The organism is Yersinia thracica (assembly GCF_902170565.1).
GTDB classification, from domain to species: domain Bacteria; phylum Pseudomonadota; class Gammaproteobacteria; order Enterobacterales; family Enterobacteriaceae; genus Yersinia; species Yersinia thracica.
This window is the reverse complement of the sequence record NZ_CABHXX010000009.1, coordinates 35492-59100: the sequence shown is the minus strand read 5'-3', so window position 1 is coordinate 59100 and position 23609 is coordinate 35492. Positions and strand designations below refer to the sequence as shown.

Genomic DNA, 23609 nt, shown 5'->3' with positions numbered 1-23609 from the left:
ACAGATTGATGATGAACCGATGGGTAGACAGGATGCGGGGTGGCCGTTCCCCACTCCGCATTTTTTTGTTAATCCTCGGGAAGCCGCAGCGCATTGGATCATCAGTCATCAGGGTGGCTTATCCATCCTTTTAAGGGAGTTTGCTATGTCAATAGACTGGAACTGGGGCATTTTCTTGCAACCTGCCCCTTTCGGTAATACCACCTATTTCGGCTGGATTTGGTCCGGCTTTCAGGTCACTGTCGCATTATCATTGTGCGCTTGGGTTATCGCTTTCTTCGTTGGTTCATTATTTGGGATTTTAAGAACAGTTCCCAACCGCATTCTGTCTACTATAGGGGCCACTTACGTCGAGCTGTTTCGTAACGTGCCGCTCATTGTGCAATTCTTTACCTGGTATCTGGTGGTCCCTGAGCTTTTACCGGCCAATCTTGGCATGTGGTTCAAAAGTGAGTTAGATCCGAATATCCAGTTCTTCCTCTCATCAATGATGTGTCTGGGTTTATTTACCGCCGCCCGTGTTTGTGAGCAAGTACGTGCCGGGATTCAATCACTGCCTCGAGGTCAGAAAGCCGCGGGTCTGGCGATGGGGTTAACTCTGCCGCAGACTTATCGCTATGTTTTATTGCCCAATGCCTATCGGGTCATTATTCCTCCGATGACCTCAGAAATGCTCAATTTGGTTAAAAACTCGGCAATTGCATCAACCATCGGGCTGGTGGATATGGCGGCACAAGCAGGGAAATTGCTGGATTACTCAGCTCACGCCTATGAGTCGTTTACTGCCATCACCCTTGGTTATGTACTGATCAACGCTGTAATCATGTTGTTGATGCGATTAGTTGAAAAGAAAGTGCAGTTGCCCGGCAATCTGGGGAGTAAATAATGTACGAATTTGATTGGAGTTCCATCGCCCCCAGCCTGCCATATCTGCTGCAAGGTTTGGCCGTTACCGCCAAAATAACCCTTATCGCCATTGTCTTTGGGATTATCTGGGGCACGATTCTGGCCGTGATGCGGCTGTCGCCGATTAAAGCCATCCGTTGGTTCGCTACCGCCTATGTCAACGTGTTCCGCTCTATTCCGTTGGTGATGGTGCTGCTGTGGTTTTATCTGGTGGTCCCGAGCTTATTACAAAATGTGCTGGGCTTATCACCAAAAACTGATATTCGCTTAATCTCTGCCATGGTAGCCTTTTCATTATTTGAAGCGGCTTATTACTCAGAAATTATCCGTGCCGGGATCCAAAGCATCTCTCGTGGGCAATCTTCCGCAGCTCTGGCGTTGGGCATGACCCAAGGTCAGTCAATGAGACTGGTTATTCTGCCCCAGGCGTTCCGCGCCATGGTGCCATTGCTGTTAACCCAAGGGATTGTATTATTTCAGGATACATCGCTGGTGTATGTCCTTAGTCTGGCGGATTTCTTCCGCACCGCGACCACCATTGGTGAGCGGGACGGGACTCAGGTCGAAATGGTGCTGTTTGCCGGTTTGGTGTATTTCGTTATCAGTTTTTCCGCGTCGATGCTGGTTAACTATTTGAAGAAAAGGACTGTTTGATGATTTCCCTGAAAAATGTTTCTAAGTGGTACGGCCACTTTCAGGTGCTGGCTGACTGCACCACCGAAGTGAAAAAAGGCGAGGTCGTGGTGGTCTGCGGCCCTTCAGGCTCAGGCAAATCGACCTTAATCAAAACTGTTAATGGGCTAGAACCTATTCAAAAAGGCAACATTACAGTAAATGGGATTGCGGTGAATGATAAGGGCACCAACTTGGCGCAATTACGCTCCAAAGTCGGCATGGTGTTCCAGCATTTTGAACTGTTCCCACACTTGTCTATCATTGAAAACCTGACACTGGCGCAAGTCAAAGTGCTCAAACGCGATAAAACAGAAGCGCGGGAAAAAGGGCTAAAACTGTTAGAGCGCGTCGGTCTTACCACCCACGCAGATAAATTCCCCTCTCAGTTATCTGGTGGCCAGCAACAGCGTGTCGCGATTGCCCGCGCACTGTGTATGGACCCTATCGCCATGTTGTTTGACGAACCGACGTCAGCTCTTGACCCAGAAATGATCAACGAGGTGCTGGATGTGATGGTTAAACTGGCGCTAGAGGGTATGACCATGATGGTAGTGACCCACGAAATGGGCTTCGCCCGTAAAGTGGCTAACCGGGTTATTTTCATGGATGAGGGGAAAATCGTCGAAGACAGTAACAAAGATGATTTCTTTAACAATCCTAAATCTGACCGTGCCAAAGACTTCCTGGCGAAAATTCTGCATTAACCGCTCTATCTGCCCCTCTCTATTGTAAAAGAGGGGCAAATAACATTTTACGGGCTTTAAGGCTGGAAAGGCCGGCGATTAAATTGGTCATGGCCACATTTAGGGCAAAGCGGCAACACTTCTGGGGTATAAAAAGCCAGGTGGTAATGGCATTTTTCACAGACCAAATTCCCCAGCCCGACCACCTCGCCACTGTGATAAACCCCATGATGACTGACATCTTTGAACACCTCACGCCACTCCAATTGCGTTTTGTCGGTGATATCAGCCAGCTCCTGCCATAAACTTTCTTTAATAACTCGCATGAATACGCTATCAGTAAATTCATCCTTACTTTCTTCATAGCTACGAGCAAATTCTTCCAAATCGCGCCGTACCGCCTGAATAATTTGCTCAACTTCACTACGGGTTAAGTCTTCTACCGCATCTAACCGCTGTTCAGCGCTGTCCACCAGCTTATCGATATCACGTTCACCATTTTTCAAGCGTTCAGTCAGTGATGCCACCAACTCACGATAATATTGAGCTACCTTGTTCATACAGTCTCCTCGATCCACGATTGTGATGAAGCAAATTGTGATAAAGCAAATTGTGATAAAGCAAAAGTTGTGACAAAGAAATAGGGATAAAGTGCCTACTTTGCTTACTTCGCTCCTGTTATCTGCGGGTACTTACTTTGATATTAAAGCTAACGTTAATAATTTTAGTCGTAAATGACTGAAGTCACGTCATCATCAGCTTGTTCTCGCCCCACTTTGATGATTTCTGCCATTCACTGCGCAGAAAATGCCTCCTGTAGGATGCAGAGTGTTGTTGCCGCTGCCGCTTATCAGCTATGCTATGCGGATCTCTCTTTATGATATGAAACAGATGATGCTACAGGCGTAGCTGTTTTTCACTATAGGACCACCGGCCGCCATGCAAGAGCAATACCGCCCAGAAGATATCGAAACGCAAGTACAGCTTCACTGGCAAGAGAAGCAAACTTTTAAAGTCACTGAAGATACCAGCAAAGAAAAATATTACTGCCTATCCATGCTGCCGTATCCGTCAGGGCGCCTACATATGGGGCACGTTCGTAACTACACCATTGGTGATGTTATCTCCCGCTACCAGCGCATGCTGGGCAAAAACGTGTTACAGCCTATCGGTTGGGATGCATTTGGTCTGCCGGCTGAAGGCGCGGCGGTCAAAAACAACACCGCACCTGCCCCTTGGACTTACGACAACATCGAATATATGAAGAACCAGTTAAAATTACTGGGCTTCGGTTATGACTGGGATCGCGAGATTGCCACCTGTAAACCTGATTATTACCGTTGGGAACAGTGGTTTTTCACCAAGTTGTATGAAAAAGGCATGGTCTACAAAAAGACCTCCGCGGTTAACTGGTGTCCACACGACTTAACTGTGCTGGCTAACGAGCAAGTGATCGACGGCTGCTGCTGGCGCTGTGATACCAAAGTTGAACGCAAAGAAATTCCACAGTGGTTCATTAAAATCACCGATTACGCTGACCAATTGCTTAATGACCTGGACCAGCTGGAAAGCTGGCCAGAACAAGTTAAGACCATGCAACGTAACTGGATTGGCCGCTCTGAAGGGGTTGATATCGTTTTCGCTGTCGCCGACAGCGAAGAAAAACTCTCCGTCTACACCACTCGCCCAGACACCTTTATGGGTGTGACCTACCTGGCGGTTGCTGCGGGCCATCCATTGTCATTGCAAGCCGCGGCCACCCACCCGGCACTGGCTGATTTTGTTGCTGAATGCCGCAACACCAAAGTTGCCGAAGCTGAAATGGCCACGATGGAGAAAAAAGGCATGGCAACCGGCCTGTACGCTATCCATCCACTGACGGGTGAAAAACTGCCTATCTGGGCGGCTAACTTTGTCTTGATGGATTACGGCACCGGCGCAGTCATGGCGGTTCCAGGTCACGATGCTCGTGACTGGGAATTTGCGACCAAATATAACCTGCCAATCAAACCGGTCATTTTAGCGGCTGATGGCAGTGAGCCAGACTTAAGTCAGGAAGCGATGACCGAAAAAGGCACCCTGTTTAACTCGGGTGAGTTTGATGGTCTGAATTATGAAGATGGCTTCAATGCTATCGCCGACAAACTGGTCGATCTGGGTGTCGGTCAGCGCAAAGTCAATTACCGCCTGCGTGACTGGGGTGTTTCCCGTCAACGCTATTGGGGCGCGCCTATCCCGATGGTGACACTGGAAGACGGCACCGTAGTGCCGACACCTGAAGATCAACTGCCGGTTATCCTGCCGGAAGATGTCGTCATGGATGGCATTACCAGCCCGATCAAGGCCGACCCTGAGTGGGCTAAAACCACCGTCAATGGTATGCCTGGCCTGCGGGAAACCGATACTTTCGATACCTTTATGGAATCTTCCTGGTATTACGCGCGCTACACCTGCCCACAATATGATGAAGGGATGCTGGATCCGGCGGCGGCTAACTATTGGCTGCCAGTCGATCAATACATCGGCGGGATTGAACATGCCATCATGCACCTGATGTATTTCCGCTTCTTCCACAAACTGCTGCGCGATGCCGGCCTGGTGAATTCAGACGAACCCGCCAAGCGCCTGCTGTGTCAGGGTATGGTGCTGGCAGATGCCTTCTACTATGCCGGCACTAGCGGTGAGCGCATCTGGGTTTCTCCCGCTGATGCTATTGTTGAGCGCGATGACAAAGGCCGCATTGTTAAAGCAGCCGATGCCGAAGGCCATGAACTGGTTTATGCCGGTATGAGCAAAATGTCGAAATCGAAAAATAACGGTATCGACCCACAAATCATGGTAGAAAAATACGGTGCCGACACCGTGCGCCTGTTTATGATGTTTGCTTCACCAGCAGAAATGACGCTGGAGTGGCAGGAATCTGGTGTAGAAGGCGCTAACCGCTTCCTGAAACGCGTCTGGCGCTTGGTGTTTGACCACACCACTAAAGGGGCGGTAGCCGCACTGGATATCGCTAGCCTGACGGAAGAACAAAAATCTTTACGTCGTGAGTTGCACAAAACAATTGCCAAAGTCACTGATGACGTGGGCCGCCGTCAAACGTTCAATACCGCCATTGCTGCGGTGATGGAGTTGATGAACAAGCTGGGCCGCGCACCTCAGGAAACTGAGCAAGACCGCGCTCTGTTGCAAGAAGCATTGCTGGCAGTGGTGCGTATGCTATATCCATTCACCCCTCACGTTTGCTTCAGCTTGTGGCAAGCTCTGGGTGGCGAAGGTGATATTGATATCGCGCCATGGCCAATTGCAGATGAACAAGCAATGGTCGAAGACTCTAAATTAGTGGTCATACAGGTTAATGGCAAAGTGCGGGGCCGAATTACTGTGCCTGCCGATGCCACTGAGCAGCAAGTCCGTGAGCGCGCTGGTCAAGAGCACTTGGTGGCTAAATACCTGGATGGCGTTACCGTGCGTAAAGTCATCTATGTCCCAGGCAAACTGCTTAACCTGGTTGTAGGTTAAGACAAGGAGGAGTTGTGCGACATCGTATTCTGACGCTGTTGCTGGGGTTGGCGGTGCTGGTCACCGCTGGCTGTGGCTTTAATTTGCGGGGCACCACTCAGGTGCCACCTGAGCTACAAAAACTGTTGCTGGAAAGTAGCGACCCTTATGGCCCGTTAACTCGTGCGATACGCCAACAGTTGCGTTTAAGTAACGTCACTATTGTTGATGACCCGATGCGTAAGGACCTACCGATACTACGGATTATTGGCTCATCCCAGAGTCAGAATACAGTGTCAGTCTTCCGTAACGGTGTGACGGCGGAGTATCAGTTAGTCTTGCATGTACAGGCGCAAGTTCTGATTCCAGGTCATGATATTTACCCAATACAGGTCAATGTCTTCCGTACTTTCTTCGATAACCCGCTAACAGCACTGGCGAAAGCGGCGGAAGCCGATGTTTTACGTCAGGAAATGCGTGATCAGGCGGCTCAACAGTTAGTGCGTAAGCTTTTGGTTGTGCATGCTGCTGAAGTGCAAAATGCGCGGGAAAATGGCGATGCACTAACGAAAGGTAATACTGCTCCTGGTGCCGCTAAAACGGCTGTTGTCGAAGAAATCAATATTGGCAAACCTGCTGTCAGTACCCCGGCCCAATGATCCGAGTCTATCCTGAACAACTTGTCGCGCAGCTCCATGAGGGGCTGCGTGCTTGTTATCTGTTATGTGGTAACGAACCCTTATTGTTACAGGAAAGCCAAGACCATATTCGCCGTGTAGCAATATCCCATGATTTCACCGAGCATTTCAGTTTCGCGCTGGATGCTCACACTGAATGGGACAATATTTTTAGTCTTTGTCAGGCACTGAGTTTATTTGCCAGCCGCCAAACTCTTCTATTGAGTTTCCCGGACAGCGGATTGACCGCGCCAATGAATGAACAGTTAGTTAAATTATCTGGCTTGCTGCACCCTGATATCTTGCTGATATTGCGGGCAAACAAGCTGACTAAGGCGCAAGAAAACAGCGCTTGGTTTAAGGCCCTCAGCCAGAATGGTGTTTTTGTCAGTTGCCAAACACCAGAACAAGCGCAGCTTCCACGCTGGGTAAGTATTCGCGCTAAGAGTCTGAATCTAGAGGTAGATGATGCCGCCGTTCAACTGCTTTGCTACTGCTATGAAGGTAACTTGCTGGCGTTATCACAAGCATTGGAACGGCTCTCCTTGCTTTACCCTGACGGCAAACTAACACTGCCCAAAGTAGAGCAAGCCGTCAACGACGCCGCACATTTCACCCCGTATCACTGGCTTGATGCCTTACTGGCAGGGAAAAGCAAACGCGCCTGGCATATTCTGCAACAATTGCAGCAGGAAGACAGTGAGCCAGTTATCTTACTGCGCACACTTCAGCGCGAATTATTACAGTTGTTAACGCTAAAGCGCCGAATGGGACAAGTGCCACTGAGAACTTTATTTGACCAATTCAAAGTGTGGCAAAATCGCCGTCCGATGATGACTCAAGCACTACAGCGCCTTTCCATGCAACAACTGCAACAAGCTGTGCATTTATTAGCACAGATAGAAGTCCGTCTGAAACAGGACTATGGTCAGTCAGTCTGGCCGGAGTTAGAAACACTATCTATGCTGATGTGTGGAAAAAATTTACCTGAGAGTTTTTTTGATGCCGAATAAATCCCCGACTCGCACGCTGTTTGCCCTGTTCGGTGGGACTTTTGACCCCATTCATTATGGTCATTTAAAGCCAGTTGAAGCATTGGCTCAACAAGTCGGTTTACAACACATTATTTTGTTGCCTAATCATGTCCCTCCGCATCGTCCGCAACCTGAAGCCAATGCACAACAGCGGCTAAAAATGGTCGAACTGGCAGTGGCCGACAATCCTTTGTTCAGCGTTGATTCACGCGAGTTATTACGCGACAGCCCATCATTCACCATTGATACACTGGAAGCACTGCGTAAAGAACGTGGTGCTACACAGCCTTTAGCGTTTATTATTGGGCAAGACTCATTACTGTCGCTGCATAAATGGCATCGCTGGCAATCATTGCTAGATGTGTGTCACTTGTTGGTTTGCGCTCGCCCTGGCTACTCGCAAACACTGGAAACACCTGAATTACAGCAATGGCTTGATGCCCATCGTGTCTTTGAACCAGAGGCGTTAAGCCTGCGGCCCCATGGGGCAATCTATCTGGCAGACACACCTTTATTGAACATTTCTGCTACCGATATTCGCCATCGGCGTCATAATGGCGAAAGTTGCGATGACTTACTGCCTCGTGCAGTACAGCGATATATTGAGTTACAAGGTTTGTATCGCCAAAAAAATTGAAGTTGCAGGTAGGCAGCAAGAGAATGACAAATCGGTCTGAACCGATTTGAACAGCATTTATGCTAGCCCGTAGGGTGAGCCTCAAGGATGAGGCTCATTAGCCCCGATGAGCTTACTCAGGTAAGTGATTCAGGTGAGTGAACGTAGCGAACACTCCTGCGGCTTCAAGTATGAAGGCGGTTCGTGGCTGAGGGTTTATATCGCGATGCATTTACCCATGTTATACTCCGCCGCTAAATTTCAGGTATTCGCTGAAAAAACGTTACATTCTAACTGTTCATACCGGTAACTGTTCGCGGGATCTCCTGCAAACAATACTTAAGAACGTTATATACCCAAAGAATTTGACGTTGCAGGTAGGCAGCCAGCGCACGAATCCCGAAGAGCTTACATGAGTAAGTGACTCGGGTGAGAAAGTGTAGCTAACACCCCTGCTACTTCAAGTACGAAGGGTATAGACAGAAATCACCCGAGGGGGAACCTTTGCAAGGTAAAGCGCTCCAAGAATTTGTTATCGACAAGCTCGATGATTTAAAAGGCCAAGACATTATCACTCTGGATGTTCAGGGTAAGTCCAGCATCACTGATTTCATGATTATTTGTACCGGGACGTCCACTCGCCATGTTATGGCACTGGCAGATAATCTGGTTCAGGAATCGCGCGCGGCCGGCATGATACCTTTTGGTATCGAAGGTCAGGGTGTCTCTGACTGGGTCGTCGTCGACTTAGGCGAAGTCATTGTGCATGTGATGCAAGAAGAAAGTCGCCGTATTTACGAACTGGAAAAACTCTGGAGCTAAGCGGTGAAACTGCAACTGGTAGCCGTCGGTACAAAAATGCCAGACTGGGTGCAGACAGGTTTTATCGATTACCTGCGCCGCTTTCCCAAAGACATGCCCTTCGAGCTGGTAGAGATACCCGCAGGTAAACGGGGTAAAAATGCGGACATCAAACGCATTTTGGAAAAAGAAGGCGAGCTAATGCTGGCGGCGGTTGGGAAAAACAACCGCATTGTCACGCTGGATATCCCAGGGACCCCCTGGGAGACTCCACAGTTGGCTCAACAATTAGAACGCTGGAAGCAAGATGGCCGAGATGTCAGTTTGCTGATTGGCGGGCCGGAAGGGTTAGCCCCGGCCTGTAAAGCCGCCGCCGAGCAGAGCTGGTCGCTCTCTCCGCTGACGCTACCTCATCCTTTAGTGCGTGTTTTAGTGGCCGAAAGCCTCTATCGCGCCTGGAGTATTACGACCAATCACCCTTATCACCGGGAATAAGTGGGCGATGAATCTGAGTGAAGTGGTAACCCTAAATAGAGTGAAGTCAGTAGCAGGATGAAAAAAGAACCTAATCCTTTTCGCGACTATTCGGCTGAATCAGCCTTGTTTGTCCGTCGTGCCCTGGTGGCCTTTCTTGGTATCCTGCTGCTTAGCGGAGTATTGGTCGCAAACCTGTACAATTTGCAGATAGTCCGTTTTGAAGACTATCGCACCCGTTCCAATGAAAACCGTATTAAGTTGGTTCCCATCGCCCCGAGCCGTGGCATGATATTTGACCGTAACGGCACCCCACTGGCGATGAACCGGACAATTTATCAGTTAGAGCTGATGCCGGAAAAAATTGAAGATCTCCCTGCCACCCTCAATGCACTGCGCCCGGTAGTGGATCTGACGGATGAGGATATCGCCAATTTTGAAAAAGAGCGTAAGCGCTCACGCCGATTTACTTCAATTGCGGTCAAAACACCGCTCTCCGAAGTACAAGTCGCTCGCTTCGCCGTTAATCAATTCCGCTTCCCCGGCATTGAAGTCAAAGGCTATCAGCGCCGCTTCTACCCTTATGGTTCAGCACTGACACACGTCATTGGCTATGTTTCCAAGATTAATGATAAAGACGTCGAACGCCTGGATAAAGACGGGATTCTCGCTAACTATGCAGCAACGCACGATATCGGTAAGCTAGGTATTGAACGCTATTATGAGTCTGTGCTGCACGGAAAAACCGGTTATGAAGAAGTTGAAGTGAATAACCGTGGCCGAGTAATCCGCCAACTGCATGAGCAGCCGCCACAGGCCGGTAAAGATATTTATCTGACGATTGATTTGCATCTGCAAACCTATATTGAGCAATTGTTGAGTGGCAGCCGCGCGGCGGTTGTCGTTACCGACCCACGAACCGGTGGGATTTTAGCCTTGGTATCCAATCCTAGCTATGACCCTAACTTGTTTGTTGATGGCATCTCCAATAAAGATTATCAAGGGCTATTGAACGACCCGAATCGCCCACTGATAAACCGTGCCACTCAAGGTGTTTACCCGCCCGCTTCGACGGTAAAACCTTATATTGCTGTTTCGGCTCTCAGTGCCGGTGTTATCACCAAAAATACCAGTCTGTTTGACCCCGGCTGGTGGCAACTGCCCGGTTCAGAAAAACGTTTTCGCGACTGGAAGAAATGGGGCCATGGCCGGTTGAATGTCACCAAAGCGCTGGAAGAGTCGGCCGACACCTTCTTCTATCAGGTCGCTTATGACATGGGGATTGACCGTTTATCCTCATGGATGACCAAATTCGGTTATGGTGAATATACCGGTATCGACTTATCCGAAGAACGGGCTGGCCTGATGCCGACTCGCGAATGGAAACAAAAACGCCATAAAAAGCCATGGTATCAAGGGGATACTATCCCTGTAGGTATCGGTCAGGGATATTGGACTGCCACCCCTATCCAGATGGCAAAAGCATTGACGACTCTGATTAATGATGGTGCGGTTAAAACACCGCATTTGTTGCAAAGCACCCGCATTGATGGCGTTTTAGTGCCTTATAAACAAGAAGATACCACTCAAATTGGTGATATACATTCCGGTTACTGGGAAATCGCCAAAGATGGCATGTATGGTGTAGCCAACCGCCCTAACGGAACAGGCCGTAAGTTCTTTGAAGGTACGCCGTATAAGGCTGCGGTAAAATCTGGTACGGCGCAGGTTTACAGTTACGAAACCTACAATGCTCATAAAGTGGCCGAGCATTTGCGTGACCATAAATTAATGGTCGCCTATGCCCCCTATGAAAACCCGACGGTATCTGTCGCCATGATCTTAGAAAATGGCGGTGCCGGGCCTGCGGTGGGGACAATTACTCGTCAAATTCTCGACCATATCTTGTTGGGCGATAACAACACTGAATTACCGGACGCGGCTCCTCTGCCTCCGGGAGTTGAAGCAGACTAGCGAAAGCAAATTAGTTGAAGCGGATTAAGGTAACTCATGACTGATAATCAACAAAAAGGCTCTTTGTGGTACAAAATGCACATTGACCTGCCGTTTCTAATTTGCGTATTGGCGCTGCTGGCTTATAGCGCCTTCGTGATGTGGAGCGCTAGCGGTCAAGACATCGGCATGATGGAACGCAAGGTAGGTCAAATTGCGATGGGCTTGGTTGTGATGCTGGTGATGGCGCAGATACCGCCCCGCGTCTACGAAAGTTGGGCGCCCTATCTCTATTTCGTTTGTGTCATTTTACTGGTGCTGGTCGATGCATTTGGGCAAATCAGTAAAGGGGCACAGCGCTGGCTGGATTTGGGTTTTATCCGCTTCCAACCCTCTGAAATTGCGAAAATTGCGGTTCCATTGATGGTCGCCCGTTTTATGAACCGTGACGTCTGCCCACCCTCATTGAAAAATACCGGCATTGCACTGATTTTAATCTTTATGCCGACGTTATTAGTCGCCGCGCAACCCGACCTTGGCACCTCTATCCTGGTCGCCGCCTCCGGGTTATTCGTTTTGTTCCTTTCGGGCATGAGCTGGCGCTTAATCGCGATTGCCGCTGTTTTGGTTGCTGCATTTATTCCTATCCTGTGGTTCTTCCTGATGCATGGCTACCAACGCGATCGCGTGATGATGCTGCTGGACCCGGAAAGTGACCCTCTTGGGGCTGGCTATCATATTATTCAGTCTAAAATTGCTATTGGTTCCGGTGGTTTATCAGGTAAAGGCTGGCTACATGGAACTCAGTCACAGCTGGAATTCTTACCCGAGCGCCATACAGACTTTATCTTTGCCGTGTTAGCCGAAGAATTGGGCTTAATTGGTGTGCTGGTGTTATTAGCCCTTTATCTGTGCCTTATTATGCGCGGCCTGGTGATTGCGGCCCACGCGCAAACTACCTTCGGCCGGGTGATGGTCGGGGGGTTAATGCTGATACTCTTTGTCTACGTGTTTGTTAACATCGGTATGGTAAGTGGAATTTTACCGGTGGTTGGCGTACCTTTGCCTTTGGTCAGCTATGGAGGCTCGGCGCTGATAGTGCTGATGGCCGGGTTTGGTATCGTGATGTCGATACATACTCATCGAAAAATGTTATCTAAGAATTTATAGAGGTGAGCAATGCGTAAGGAATGGCTTTGGATAGGCATCGCAGGCGTGCTGTTATCAGCATGTACCAGTCAGCCTCCGGCACCCCAGCAACAAGTGCAGCAAACATACAGCGGCCCGGTGGAAGAAATCGGCGGTGCAGAGCCTCGCTATGAGCCCTTTAATCCTAATTTTAATCAAGATTATAAGGTTAATGGCCAGTCCTATAGCATTGTCAAAGACCCACAAAACTTCAGTCAGGTTGGCCTCGCGGCGTGGTATGGCGAAGAGGCCAATGGCAACACCACGGCTACTGGCGAAACTTTTGATCCCAACGCATTGACAGCGGCCCACCCCACTCTGCCTATCCCAAGCTATGTGCGAGTCACTAACATTAGCAATGGTCGCCAGATTGTGGTTCGAGTCAACGACCGCGGCCCTTACACGCCAGGTCGGGTGATCGATTTATCCAAAGCGGCAGCTGACCGCCTAAATATTTCAAATAATACCAAAGTGAAGATTGATTTTATCAATGTGGCACCGGATGGCTCATTATCTGGACCCGGTATGGTGGGTACCACTATCGCGAAGCAAAGTTATGCATTGCCAAGCCGCCCAGACTTGACTTCCAGCGAGATGGGCACCCCAGTTCAACAGGATGCTCCCGCAGTCAGTGCGCCTGTCCGTCCTATTGATAATAGTCATTTGTCCGGTGCCGATGCTACCCAGCCGGTGGCCCCACAAAGCAGTGGCTTCCTGCGTGCATCAACGCCAGTTCCGGCGGGAGTGCTGGAAAGCTCAGAACCCACGGCAGTGAGTTCACAACCTGTACAGCCGCCGGTAGTCGCCAACCCCGGCCCGGTGACCTCGTCAGCGGCCGCAACGCCGTCATCGGGTGGTTATGTGGTTCAAGTCGGTGCGTTGAGTGATGCGCAGCGGGCGCAAACCTGGCAGCAAAGTTTGAGCCAACGTTTTGGTGTACCGGGGAAAGTGACCGCCAATGGTAGCGTACACCGCGTTCAACTTGGGCCATTCAGCAGCCGCCAGCAGGCCGTTGAACTGCAACAACGCCTGTCGAGCGAAGCTCAGCAGCAGTCATTTGTGGTGGCGGCACCTTAAATCATACATACCTTGTAGCAATTTAAGGCCCGTCTACTAAAAATAACCGTAACTCTCAGTCCAAACAGGATGTTACGGTTAAAACCATAAACGCTACATCGTTTATAACCAAATTAATTGGCGTTGCAGCAAGGCAGCAACGTCAAGTAAGAAGGCTATGGTATGATGTAGCACTTTTTTAACTTACTCCCACGGATGTTGTTGTCCTGATCATGAAATATGTAACTACTTCTCGCATTATCAAGAGCCTGACGCTCGGCACTGTCATTGTTATGAGCGCAGCTTCTGCTGCAAACGCTGATGACGTCAATTTAAAAACCATGATCCCCGGTGTGCCACAGATCGACGCGGAAGCCTACGTTCTGATTGATTACAACTCCGGCAAAGTATTAGCAGAAATGAATGCGGATGCGCGCCGCAACCCGGCTAGCCTGACCAAAATGATGACCAGCTATGTTATTGGGCAGGCAATCAAAGCAGGTAAAATCGGGCCAGAAGATATGGTCACCGTGGGTAAAGATGCCTGGGCGACTGGCAATCCAGAGTTCAAAGGCTCCTCGTTGATGTTCCTGAAACCAGGCGACCGTGTGCCGGTATCTAAACTGACCCGTGGTATCAACTTGCAATCCGGTAACGATGCTTGTGTCGCGATGGCCGATTACGTTGCCGGTAGCCAAGACTCATTCGTAAACCTGATGAACAACTATGTTAAAGCGCTGGGCCTGCAAAACACCCAGTTCAAAACCGTTCACGGTTTAGATGCTGAAGGGCAGTACAGCTCAGCACGCGATATGGCTCTCATTGGTCAAGCACTGATCCGTGATGTACCGGATGAATACGCTATTTATAAAGAGAAAGAATTCACCTTCAACAATATCCGTCAAATGAACCGTAATGGTTTGTTGTGGGACACTAGCCTGAATGTTGATGGTATTAAAACCGGCCATACTGAAGCCGCTGGTTATAATCTGGTGGCATCAGCCACTGATGGGCAAATGCGCTTGATTTCAGCCGTCTTGGGGGGCCACACTTATAAAGGCCGTGAAACCGAGAGTAAAAAACTGCTGACTTGGGGCTTCCGTTTCTTTGAAACCGTCGCGCCACTGAAAGTCGGTAAAGAATTTGCTTCTGAACCGGTCTGGTTTGGTGACAGCGACCGCGTACAGTTAGGGGTTGATAAAGACGTTTATCTGACAATCCCGCGTGGCCGGATGAAAGACCTGAAGGCCAGCTATGTGCTTAATACCCCTGAAATTCATGCGCCACTGGCAAAGAATCAAGTTGTCGGGATGATTAACTTCCAGTTGGATGGCAAAACCATCGATCAACGCCCACTGGTGGTAATGAATGAAGTTAAAGAAGGTGGTATCTTCAGCCGCATGGTGGATTACATCAAGCTCATGTTCCACCGCTGGTTTGGCTAGGCCCTGGCTTGAAAAGCCACAAATAAGCCCCATATTACAAATAATGTCAAACTCCCGCCCCGGCGGGAGTTATAATTTTATAGTCGGCAATTTTTATTGTTATCTTAATACCTATCCGGCAATAATTTTTTCGACAACAAACTGTCCGTCAACCCCAGGAGCGCACATGAAAACTAAACTGAATGAACTGCTTGAGTTCCCTTGCCCCTTTACCTACAAAGTTATGGGCATTGCTGAACCTCAACTGGTTAACCAGGTGGTTGAAGTGGTACAGCGCCATGCTCCGGGCGATTATACCCCCGAAGTAAAACCGAGCAGCAAAGGCAACTATCACTCCGTTTCCATCACCATCACAGCGACCCATATCGATCAGGTGGAAACGCTGTATGAAGAATTAGGTAACCTGGAACTGGTCAGAATGGTGCTGTAACGCTATTCCAATACTGCCTTTTCACCTATGGTCCGAACGGCTGACTCAGCTTTCGGGCCTTATTTTTATCTCTAAATTATTCCTTCAATCACCAAACTATCTCTTTCAATCGCCAAAATAGTGGCTCCTCACTGCTGGGCTGGTATACTGACGCTACCATTTCTGTAACCAGATGATGCCTCGCTTGCAACAACACAAGATCATTTTACGCCAGCTAGGGTTACAACCCTATGCCCCCGTATCTCAAGCCATGCATAATTTCACTGAGTTTCGCACCAATAGCAGCGCGGATGAAATCTGGCTGGTTGAGCATCAGCAAGTTTTTACTCAGGGTCAGGCAGGAAAAGCTGAACATGTTCTGATGCCCGGAGATATTCCGATTATCCAAAGTGACCGAGGGGGCCAGGTCACCTACCATGGCCCTGGTCAGCAAGTCATGTATATCATGATTGACCTCAAGCGCGCCAAATTGGGCGTGCGGCAATTAGTCACCGCGATTGAGAATACTGTCATTGAGACGCTAGCTCATTTTGGCATTGATTCACGGGCTCGCCCGGATGCTCCCGGTGTGTATGTTGGCCAACAGAAAATTTGCTCATTGGGCCTGCGTATTCGTCGAGGCTGCTCATTTCACGGTCTGGCACTCAATGTCGCCATGGATTTGGAGCCATTCCAGCGCATCAATCCATGTGGTTACGCCGGAATGCAAATGACCCAGGTCAGCGCGCTAAAAACGGGCACTACTATTGCCGATATCCAACCCATATTAGTGCGCGAGTTTACCCGTGAATTAGGCTATTCACCGGCAGAACAGCAACCTTGGTCATTGGCTGACTATTTGCCTGTCGGCACCCAATAGTCCAATAACTGTCAATATGGGGTGTTCAAATACCCTATAGCATCCCATTTACAAACGCCTACAAAATTGGGGGCTGAATGGGACGGGCTAAAGATGATATAATTTTTAAACAATTTTCAAAAATTTTTTAACGAACGCCACATCCCGTTGAATTTAATGAAAAATCTCAAATTGAGAGATTCAGAACTGGAACCTGTACGATTATGAGTAAACCGATTCAGATGGAACGCGGCGTCAAATACCGCGACGCAGATAAAATGGCGTTAATCCCGATTAAAACCGTGGTTACCGAACGCCAAGAGCTGCTACGAAAACCCGAGTGGATGAAAATCAAGCTTCCTGCTGACTCCAGCCGCATTCAGGGTATCAAGGCTGCAATGCGTAAAAATGGTCTGCACTCGGTTTGCGAAGAGGCCTCCTGCCCTAACCTGTCGGAGTGCTTTAACCACGGTACCGCAACATTTATGATCCTCGGGGCAATTTGTACCCGCCGTTGTCCATTCTGCGACGTTGCCCATGGTCGCCCGGTAACACCGGATGCCAATGAACCAGAAAAACTGGCTCAGACCATTAAAGATATGGGTTTGCGCTATGTCGTTATCACGTCTGTTGACCGGGATGATTTGCGTGATGGGGGTGCTCAGCACTTTGCAGATTGCATCTCAGCCATTCGAGCCAAGAATCCAACGATTAAAATAGAAACGCTAGTGCCTGATTTCCGTGGCCGTATGGATCGCGCATTAGATATTCTGACTGTCACGCCACCGGATGTATTTAACCATAACCTGGAAAACGTTCCTCGGGTATATCGTCAGGTTCGCCCAGGGGCTAACTATGAATGGTCGCTTAAATTATTGGAGCGCTTTAAAGAAGCTCATCCAGATATTCCTACCAAGTCTGGATTAATGGTGGGTTTAGGTGAGACTAATGCCGAAATTGTGGAAGTTATGCATGATTTACGCCGCCACGGCGTCACTATGCTAACGTTAGGGCAATATTTACAACCTAGCCGCCACCATTTACCGGTACAGCGCTATGTCAGCCCGGCAGAGTTTGATGAGATGAAAGCGGAAGCAATGGCAATGGGCTTCACCCATGCGGCTTGTGGCCCATTTGTGCGTTCCTCTTACCATGCAGACTTGCAAGCAAAAGGGTTGGAAGTTAAATAAGCAAATTGACCTGAATATATGTTCAGGCCAATTTGGATGAAATATTTTATTACACCTTAAATAATAAATAACCAAAAACGGATTTCCATTGGAGATCCGTTTTTAATTGTCAGCCTGTTTCCATTATCAACCCGTTTACATTATCAACCACAGAACAATTGCTGATAATACCCCGGCTAATGCATGATCATTCTTCTATGGCGACCTAGATGGCGGCTAAGCAAGTATAATCAGTCTTTATGCTCGATCGGCGGTTTGGCTTCTGTTGCTGTTTTAGACTCAGCGGTCGTGCTGGCTGGCGGAGCATCATCATTGCCCATGGCCTTTTTAAAACCTTTCAAGGCTGCACCTAAGTCCGCCCCCAGCGTGCGCAATTTGCTGGTACCAAACAACAACACAATCAATATGCCGACTACCAATAATTTGGTAATACTGAGACCTTCCATACACACCTTCTTGATTAGCACTGTTTATTAAAGCATGGGCTATTTACGAATAAATTGCCGATTAAAACAAGAGTAATATGTAACAGATTTCGTTAGTGAACTATGATTTACTCAGAGTCTTTTCTCACTTATTTTGACTCATTCCGGATGAGACATTGCCGTTAACATCCCCCCAAAGCAGAAAAAACGAGGGAATCGCCAATTGCCTTATTCAAGTAGAATAAATACCCGCCGATCTGGGTTAAGTTTTGCTAAAAGGACTTATTTACCTCGCGTATTTGGCTTAGGCGTTGGTATGTTTTGTGTCGGCTCAGTACTCTACACTCAGAATGCTCCATTATGGCTTTGGTTCATGCTCGTCCTTAATGGATTAGTCTGGCCACATATTTCATACCTACTGGCCACACGCTCTGAACAACCGTTTGAACAAGAAATCATCAATATGAAAATAGACTCAGCACTAGGTGGTGTCTGGGTCGCAATAATGTCATTCAATGCTCTGCCGTCCGTCGTGATTCTTTCAATGATGAGCATGAACAATATTGCTTCTGGCGGGAAAAACGTTTTTTGCAAAGGCCTTGCATTGCAGATTGCCTGTAGTTTACTGACTGCATGGATATTTAATTTGCCCTTTAAACCTGAGACCTCGCCACTCCAGGTCTATGCCTGTTTACCGATGATAATTATCTATCCGTCTCTACTTGGATTAGTCACCTATCGAACTGCAAAACGCCTGGCCGAAAATAAAGAAGAGTTATTGCGTATTAGTGTCAGGGATGGATTAACCGGGCTTTATAACCGCAGACATTGGGAACATCAACTACATAATCAATTTGATAGTTGTCGACGCTACCAACACGGTGCCACACTTATTTTACTTGATATTGATAACTTCAAATCGATTAATGATACCTTTGGTCATGCAGTGGGTGATGAAGCAATTACTGTTCTTGCCGAAGAATTATTACTAGGGCTGCGAGCCATCGACATTGTTGGCCGTTACGGCGGGGATGAGTTCGGTGCTATTTTGCCTAATACTACAGCAGAACAAACACGGGAAGTATTAATGCGAATTCAGGAAAAACTGGCTGATTTAGTTTTTACCCAAGCTCCCTCCTTGCAGCTTAGAGTCAGTGCCGGTATCGCGGATTATCGACACGATATGATTAACTATCAGCAATGGCTAAAAGCCGCCGACTCCGCACTGTATCTGGCAAAAGACAATGGCCGTAACCGTATTGAACTAGCAAGCTGAATAACGGCAAAGTACCGGCATAGTGTTATATCTAAAGAAAGGTGTTTATGTTTAATACATTACTGGCAGTATTTATTGGTGGTGGAGTGGGTAGCGTTGCCCGTTGGCTAGTCAGTATGAAGCTAAACAGTTTTTCACCCAATATCCCAGTGGGTACGCTTATTGTAAACTTGGTTGGCGCTTTTATTATCGGCCTGACATTAGCACTATTCACCCGAATTACACACATTGACCCCGTTTGGAAGTTACTGATTACCACGGGTTTTTGCGGTGGTCTGACGACATTTTCAACTTTTTCTGTTGAAGTTGTCTATTTACTTCAGGATGGGAAATTAGCTTGGGCGGCAGGTACGGTTGCACTTAATCTGGCCGGTTCACTTACTATGACTATGCTGGCTTTCATATTAGTTAATTACTTTGCTGGTCAATAATCGCGGGCAAGACAGCGCTATTTTTTACATCGTCTTAATGTTTTCTTAATCTACAGACTGGATAATTATTTAGCTAAGAACAGTAACCGCTGGGGTGACTGATGTGCTGGATAAATCCTATGTTTAGTTTACCTAAAACAGGAACCGAATGGCTGGCAGTCATTTTTTGCCTATTAATCACCGCCGCCTTCTTAAAGGCATATCTCTTTTAGTTAATTCTCTCCGGGCTAGAAATAAAAAACCCGCCTGATAACAATGAGGCGGGTTTTAAGAAATATGGGCTACTTAGATAGCGATAACATTAGCAGCAGATGGCCCTTTGGCACCGTTCGTGATTTCAAATTCTACACGCTGGCCTTCAGCAAGAGTTTTGAAACCGTTGCTAGCGATGGCTGAGAAATGAACGAAAACGTCCTTGCTGCCATCTTCTGGGGTAATGAAACCAAAGCCTTTAGATTCATTGAACCACTTAACGCTACCTTTAATCTTAGACATCAAACTTACCTTTACGTGAATGTTGGACACAAAATGTGTGTCCAATACAGTACAGCAATAGAACCGTTTTTTGTCCACGGTAGAGGTCACAAAAATTAGATAAAAAGTGAAAAAGCCAGCTTTTCTGCTCAATTACTAGCACAGAAATCCATATTTTTTTCTTTTACAACACACCCTAAAGGGCTTGAAGAAAGCACCAGACTGTATCTGAAAGCGATTCACCTGTATTATACTTACCCATTGGATACGCTAATATGAGATGCATGATGAACGGTAGAATAACAACTTTTTTTGAAGATAAAGGCTTTGGTTTTATCACCGATGAGAACGGAGATAACCGTTATTTTCACGTTATTAAAGTTGCTAATCCCGAGATGATCAAAAAAGGCGCGGAAGTCACTTTCGAACCGACAACCAATACTAAAGGGTTATCCGCATTTGCAGTGAAAGTGGCCGTTGAGAGCAAATACATATTTATTGCCAATGAGAGAATCAAACTCACCAGTATCAAGTCATTCAATACCTTTACTAAAGAAGTTCCTGCACAGGCTGAAGTCGATAAAGCCAATACCATCCTTTCAGTCAATTTACTGATGAATAAAATCCGACCGCAGGAAGAAGATATTTCAGAAAAAACCGTGCCATTGAAAATGTTATCAATAACGACGTTCCAAAATACTACATACACATTCTCTGAGCATGAAGTTGATATCGACAGTACGATTGCCAAGTTGAAGAGTATTTAGTCTGGGTTTTGTTTTTTTACCGAAACAACGCGGCATCGCAACCCATAAACAGCCCCAAATAACTTTGGGGCTGTTCGGGGGCTTCCCGGGGTTTTGAAGCGGCATCCCTGCCCGCTAGCACAAGAAAATCCCTTTGGTATTCTCTGGTGTCGACGGAAAAGCAAGCAAAATTCAGTCCGTTTTTACATTAACTACTTGAACATAAACATTTTAATTAACTCAACGTCAGTACGGGCACCCAATTTTTTCATGGCAGACCGTTTTTGCCCACTCACTGTTTTCTCACTCTTTTTCAAAATTCTGGCGATATCTCCGCCCGAAAACCCTTCATTGAACAATTTCAGCACGATATTTTCATTTGGCGTCAAATATTGCCGCTCTGACGATGATTGGCTTAATACTTTCGGGGATTTTCGCTCAGTTAGACTCTCTTTAAGTCCGCGAACCTTACGTTTAAAAACAGTTGAAATCTTGTTGGTAACAGTATCGATGGAGTCTTCTCTGAAGATCATCGTTACATTACTGAACCTTGGGATACCCTGTAAAAAGCTATTCAATCGGGAATCACAAATCAAAAAAACATCTGCTTCTGAAGGCGCTTTATCCAGGCGTTTTAAAGCATCGAAAAAACTAAACTCATCAACGCCAATAAAAATGATATCTGCTGAATAAAATGCTTTACGATAGAATTTAATCTCTTTTTTAAACCCTAACGATGTAAATATCTTTTTTACGATGGTTACCATACCCAACGTTTGATATTTGTCGTTATCAACGATCATACAACTTATCATATTGGCTACACCCGCTAGTGCTTCAGCACCCTATGAATTGTTAACTCACATCTGTTTGTGATGAAATAAAAGCTATTAAAAATTATGTAGATAGCCCAGAACACACCTTACTTTGCAGTAAACCATAGGGGAGCGAAGATATATATAGGATGTCAACACCGGAGAGTGTAGGAAACGTCTTTTTCTAAAAAGAATATTTCTTAGTTGTTTATTTAGCTTTAAGTCTGCCAGACGTGACAGCATTGGGATTGTATGTAAAAATAGTGAAAAATTAGTAGCCTAAACAGGAAGGTTCTAATGCTATACCTACGTTATCTGAAGCTGGATATCTCATTTAACTTTATTTTAAGCCAAACAACTTTATGAGAAACGTCGGTTTACATGCGCTGAAAACATTAAGCTGCTTTTCTGCCGTTACCTTTTATTCTGCCAGTAAAACTTGTACTGAACAGTGTTTTCTCGGTGGCGAAGTGATGAGTGTTCTGTACTTTTTATCGATTATCGCAACGCCACTTTTCTTTATGATTATTGGTTATATCGACTCGAATGATGAGATAGATCAAGCAGATATACTCAGAAAATTAAAATCTATAATAACCATTATTATTTTCTGGAACGTGCTTTTCTACTTTATCAACGAAGATGGCTTCAAGCGGGGTTACTTCCTGCAAAGTTGGCTTTTATTCAGTATTGCTATTATTTATTTAATCAACCCAATAATATCTAAGATATTAAAAAGTAACAGAACAGCAATCATAACCCTCTCGTGCCTGGTTATATTTTCTGTTTCTATCGATTTAATCAGTGCATTCAGTGAAAAACCCTACCTAATTGATTTTCCGCAATACTTTAGGTTATGGACGTGGATTTTCTATTATATGACCGGCAGGTTCCTTTGCTCCAAAGTTTGCCAAAGAATAACCAAAATGCCGAGAATACGTCTTGCAGCAAAAGTACTTCTTATCCCGACAGCAGTTTCCATGTACTTCTATGAAAGTTTTATGTCGATGTATGTCTATAAAACAGTAAATGCCAGCTATTTCCTCGATAACTTACATGTTTTAATACTGAGTTTATGCTTATTTGTCATATTTGATAACTTTGACACTCAACACGAATGGATAAAGAAAACATTAGCCTATATCAGCCCATCCATGATTGGGGTCTATATTTTGCATGATGGAATTTTCTATTTCATTGCCAGCGCATATAACTTATCGGATGTCACATTAAGGTTCACATTACTATTATCCGTATTTGCTGCATCAGTGTTGTTATCGCGGATTTTATTACTCAATAAATATACATCGCGCTTTATCTCATTTTGATTTGTGCGATCGCTAGCACGCGTCCATTTTTTTCTATGACACATGAGCATCATACCTGTACTCCTGTAAGTGTATTTGGTCAAATGAGGTGTCGGGCTGGAATCTCGTCTGGCGCGATGTCAATTTGACATGACCATGAGGGAATACGATGTCTATCTCTGCACGAAACCAGTTATCTGGAACAGTCCATGCCATTGTTGAAGGTTCAGTCAATGATGAGGTTGTTCTATTTTTAGATGGCGGTGAAAAGCTGACTACCGTCATTACTAAAACGAGCTGCAAAGCATTAGGTCTGGCGGTTGGAAAACCTGCAATTGCCTTAGTCAAAGCACCTTGGGTTATTTTGACTTCTCTGGATTGTGGTTTGAATTTTTCAGCTCGCAACCAATTTACGGGTAAAGTCCAGACCATCTCAAAAGGTGCCGTTAACTCTACTGTTGAAGTTGTTACCGTTAATGGGTTAGCACTGATTTCAGTTATTACCAATGAAAGTTTGGAAGAAATGGCGCTATCTGTAGGAAGTGAAGTCACTGCATTATTTAAAGCATCAAGTGTCATTCTTGCTACCAAGAAAGTATAAGAGCGCCCTATCTTCATAGATTCTATTTTTATCATCGAATAAGCCGCCATCAGGCGGCTTATTTAAT

Annotated in this window: 25 protein-coding genes; 21 read left to right on the top strand and 4 right to left on the bottom strand. The window is 46.7% G+C overall.

Annotated elements, in window-relative coordinates; translation table 11 throughout:
* Positions 1–145: 145 nt before the first annotated feature.
* Genes FTA91_RS01560 through FTA91_RS01550 form a run of 3 tightly spaced genes read left to right on the top strand, consistent with a single transcriptional unit; the run spans position 146 to position 2285 of the window.
* A complete protein-coding gene (locus FTA91_RS01560) occupies positions 146–886 on the top strand; it encodes an amino acid ABC transporter permease (protein ID WP_004390593.1) in 741 nt (246 codons plus the stop codon).
* Positions 886–1560 carry a glutamate/aspartate ABC transporter permease GltK gene (gene gltK, locus FTA91_RS01555; protein WP_032819850.1) on the top strand — a complete coding sequence of 225 codons (675 nt, stop codon included), beginning with the start codon at positions 886–888 and terminating at the stop codon, positions 1558–1560. The genes FTA91_RS01560 and gltK overlap by 1 nt, the downstream gene beginning before the upstream one ends.
* Positions 1560–2285, top strand: a complete 726-nt coding sequence (locus tag FTA91_RS01550; RefSeq protein ID WP_004390594.1) for an amino acid ABC transporter ATP-binding protein — start codon at positions 1560–1562, stop codon at positions 2283–2285. The genes gltK and FTA91_RS01550 overlap by 1 nt, the downstream gene beginning before the upstream one ends.
* Positions 2286–2341: 56 nt before the next feature.
* On the opposite strand, the gene FTA91_RS01545 is transcribed toward FTA91_RS01550, so the two are convergent.
* A complete protein-coding gene (locus FTA91_RS01545) occupies positions 2342–2824 on the bottom strand; it encodes a zinc ribbon-containing protein (RefSeq protein ID WP_050112638.1) in 483 nt (160 codons plus the stop codon).
* 379 nt (positions 2825–3203) lie between these two features.
* Here FTA91_RS01545 and leuS point away from each other — a divergent pair, with 379 nt between their 5' ends.
* The 13 genes from leuS (at position 3204) to lipA (ending at position 17467) form a co-directional block, all read left to right on the top strand.
* Positions 3204–5786 carry a leucine--tRNA ligase gene (gene leuS, locus FTA91_RS01540; protein ID WP_145582811.1) on the top strand — a complete coding sequence of 861 codons (2583 nt, stop codon included), beginning with the start codon at positions 3204–3206 and terminating at the stop codon, positions 5784–5786.
* Positions 5787–5800: 14 nt separating this feature from the next.
* On the top strand, positions 5801–6424 hold the full coding sequence (gene lptE / locus FTA91_RS01535) for an LPS assembly lipoprotein LptE (RefSeq protein WP_038634782.1): 624 nt from the start codon (positions 5801–5803) through the stop codon (positions 6422–6424).
* Positions 6421–7455 carry a DNA polymerase III subunit delta gene (holA, locus tag FTA91_RS01530; RefSeq protein WP_038634785.1) on the top strand — a complete coding sequence of 345 codons (1035 nt, stop codon included), beginning with the start codon at positions 6421–6423 and terminating at the stop codon, positions 7453–7455. Before lptE ends, holA begins: the two co-directional genes overlap by 4 nt.
* Positions 7445–8113, top strand: coding sequence for a nicotinate-nucleotide adenylyltransferase (gene nadD / locus FTA91_RS01525; protein ID WP_038634788.1), 669 nt, complete (start codon positions 7445–7447; stop codon positions 8111–8113). The genes holA and nadD overlap by 11 nt, the downstream gene beginning before the upstream one ends.
* Before the next feature lie 483 nt (positions 8114–8596).
* Complete coding sequence (gene rsfS / locus FTA91_RS01520; protein ID WP_004390601.1) at positions 8597–8914, top strand: ribosome silencing factor; 318 nt, start codon at positions 8597–8599, stop codon at positions 8912–8914.
* Positions 8915–8917: 3 nt separating this feature from the next.
* Positions 8918–9388: a 23S rRNA (pseudouridine(1915)-N(3))-methyltransferase RlmH gene (gene rlmH / locus FTA91_RS01515; RefSeq protein ID WP_004390602.1), complete on the top strand. Its 471-nt coding sequence runs from the start codon at positions 8918–8920 to the stop codon at positions 9386–9388.
* Positions 9389–9445: 57 nt separating this feature from the next.
* Positions 9446–11341: a peptidoglycan DD-transpeptidase MrdA gene (mrdA, locus tag FTA91_RS01510; RefSeq protein WP_050112616.1), complete on the top strand. Its 1896-nt coding sequence runs from the start codon at positions 9446–9448 to the stop codon at positions 11339–11341.
* A gap of 36 nt (positions 11342–11377) precedes the next feature.
* Positions 11378–12490 (top strand): peptidoglycan glycosyltransferase MrdB, encoded by a 1113-nt coding sequence (gene mrdB / locus FTA91_RS01505; RefSeq protein ID WP_038634793.1) that lies wholly within the window; start codon positions 11378–11380, stop codon positions 12488–12490.
* A 9-nt stretch (positions 12491–12499) separates the two neighbouring features.
* Positions 12500–13585: an endolytic peptidoglycan transglycosylase RlpA gene (gene rlpA, locus FTA91_RS01500; protein WP_050112615.1), complete on the top strand. Its 1086-nt coding sequence runs from the start codon at positions 12500–12502 to the stop codon at positions 13583–13585.
* 212 nt (positions 13586–13797) lie between these two features.
* Positions 13798–15009 carry a D-alanyl-D-alanine carboxypeptidase DacA gene (dacA, locus tag FTA91_RS01495; protein ID WP_050112614.1) on the top strand — a complete coding sequence of 404 codons (1212 nt, stop codon included), beginning with the start codon at positions 13798–13800 and terminating at the stop codon, positions 15007–15009.
* 166 nt (positions 15010–15175) lie between these two features.
* Positions 15176–15439, top strand: a complete 264-nt coding sequence (ybeD, locus tag FTA91_RS01490; protein ID WP_005158389.1) for a DUF493 family protein YbeD — start codon at positions 15176–15178, stop codon at positions 15437–15439.
* A gap of 172 nt (positions 15440–15611) precedes the next feature.
* Positions 15612–16298, top strand: a complete 687-nt coding sequence (lipB, locus tag FTA91_RS01485) for a lipoyl(octanoyl) transferase LipB (RefSeq protein ID WP_050112613.1) — start codon at positions 15612–15614, stop codon at positions 16296–16298.
* A 203-nt stretch (positions 16299–16501) separates the two neighbouring features.
* Complete coding sequence (lipA, locus tag FTA91_RS01480; protein ID WP_005182711.1) at positions 16502–17467, top strand: lipoyl synthase; 966 nt, start codon at positions 16502–16504, stop codon at positions 17465–17467.
* Between the two features lie 230 nt (positions 17468–17697).
* Here lipA and tatA read toward each other — a convergent pair whose 3' ends face one another.
* Entirely contained in the window at positions 17698–17913 is a 216-nt protein-coding gene (tatA, locus tag FTA91_RS01475; RefSeq protein WP_004390612.1) for a Sec-independent protein translocase subunit TatA, read from the bottom strand.
* 202 nt (positions 17914–18115) lie between these two features.
* Here tatA and FTA91_RS01470 point away from each other — a divergent pair, with 202 nt between their 5' ends.
* Together FTA91_RS01470 and crcB are read left to right on the top strand one after the other, a co-directional pair.
* Positions 18116–19168 carry a diguanylate cyclase gene (locus FTA91_RS01470; protein WP_072082444.1) on the top strand — a complete coding sequence of 351 codons (1053 nt, stop codon included), beginning with the start codon at positions 18116–18118 and terminating at the stop codon, positions 19166–19168.
* Between the two features lie 47 nt (positions 19169–19215).
* Entirely contained in the window at positions 19216–19599 is a 384-nt protein-coding gene (crcB, locus tag FTA91_RS01465; protein ID WP_050112612.1) for a fluoride efflux transporter CrcB, read from the top strand.
* 285 nt (positions 19600–19884) lie between these two features.
* Here crcB and cspE read toward each other — a convergent pair whose 3' ends face one another.
* Positions 19885–20094, bottom strand: coding sequence for a transcription antiterminator/RNA stability regulator CspE (gene cspE, locus FTA91_RS01460; RefSeq protein WP_002210315.1), 210 nt, complete (start codon positions 20092–20094; stop codon positions 19885–19887).
* A 266-nt stretch (positions 20095–20360) separates the two neighbouring features.
* Here cspE and FTA91_RS01455 point away from each other — a divergent pair, with 266 nt between their 5' ends.
* Positions 20361–20840: a cold-shock protein gene (locus FTA91_RS01455; protein ID WP_050112611.1), complete on the top strand. Its 480-nt coding sequence runs from the start codon at positions 20361–20363 to the stop codon at positions 20838–20840.
* A gap of 191 nt (positions 20841–21031) precedes the next feature.
* On the opposite strand, the gene FTA91_RS01450 is transcribed toward FTA91_RS01455, so the two are convergent.
* Complete coding sequence (locus FTA91_RS01450) at positions 21032–21622, bottom strand: helix-turn-helix transcriptional regulator (protein WP_050112610.1); 591 nt, start codon at positions 21620–21622, stop codon at positions 21032–21034.
* A 374-nt stretch (positions 21623–21996) separates the two neighbouring features.
* Between FTA91_RS01450 and FTA91_RS01445 the strand changes: the two genes are divergently transcribed.
* Both FTA91_RS01445 and FTA91_RS01440 read left to right on the top strand, forming a co-directional pair.
* A complete protein-coding gene (locus tag FTA91_RS01445) occupies positions 21997–22962 on the top strand; it encodes an acyltransferase (protein ID WP_145535878.1) in 966 nt (321 codons plus the stop codon).
* A gap of 148 nt (positions 22963–23110) precedes the next feature.
* Positions 23111–23542, top strand: coding sequence for a TOBE domain-containing protein (locus tag FTA91_RS01440; protein ID WP_145582809.1), 432 nt, complete (start codon positions 23111–23113; stop codon positions 23540–23542).
* Positions 23543–23609: the final 67 nt, after the last annotated feature.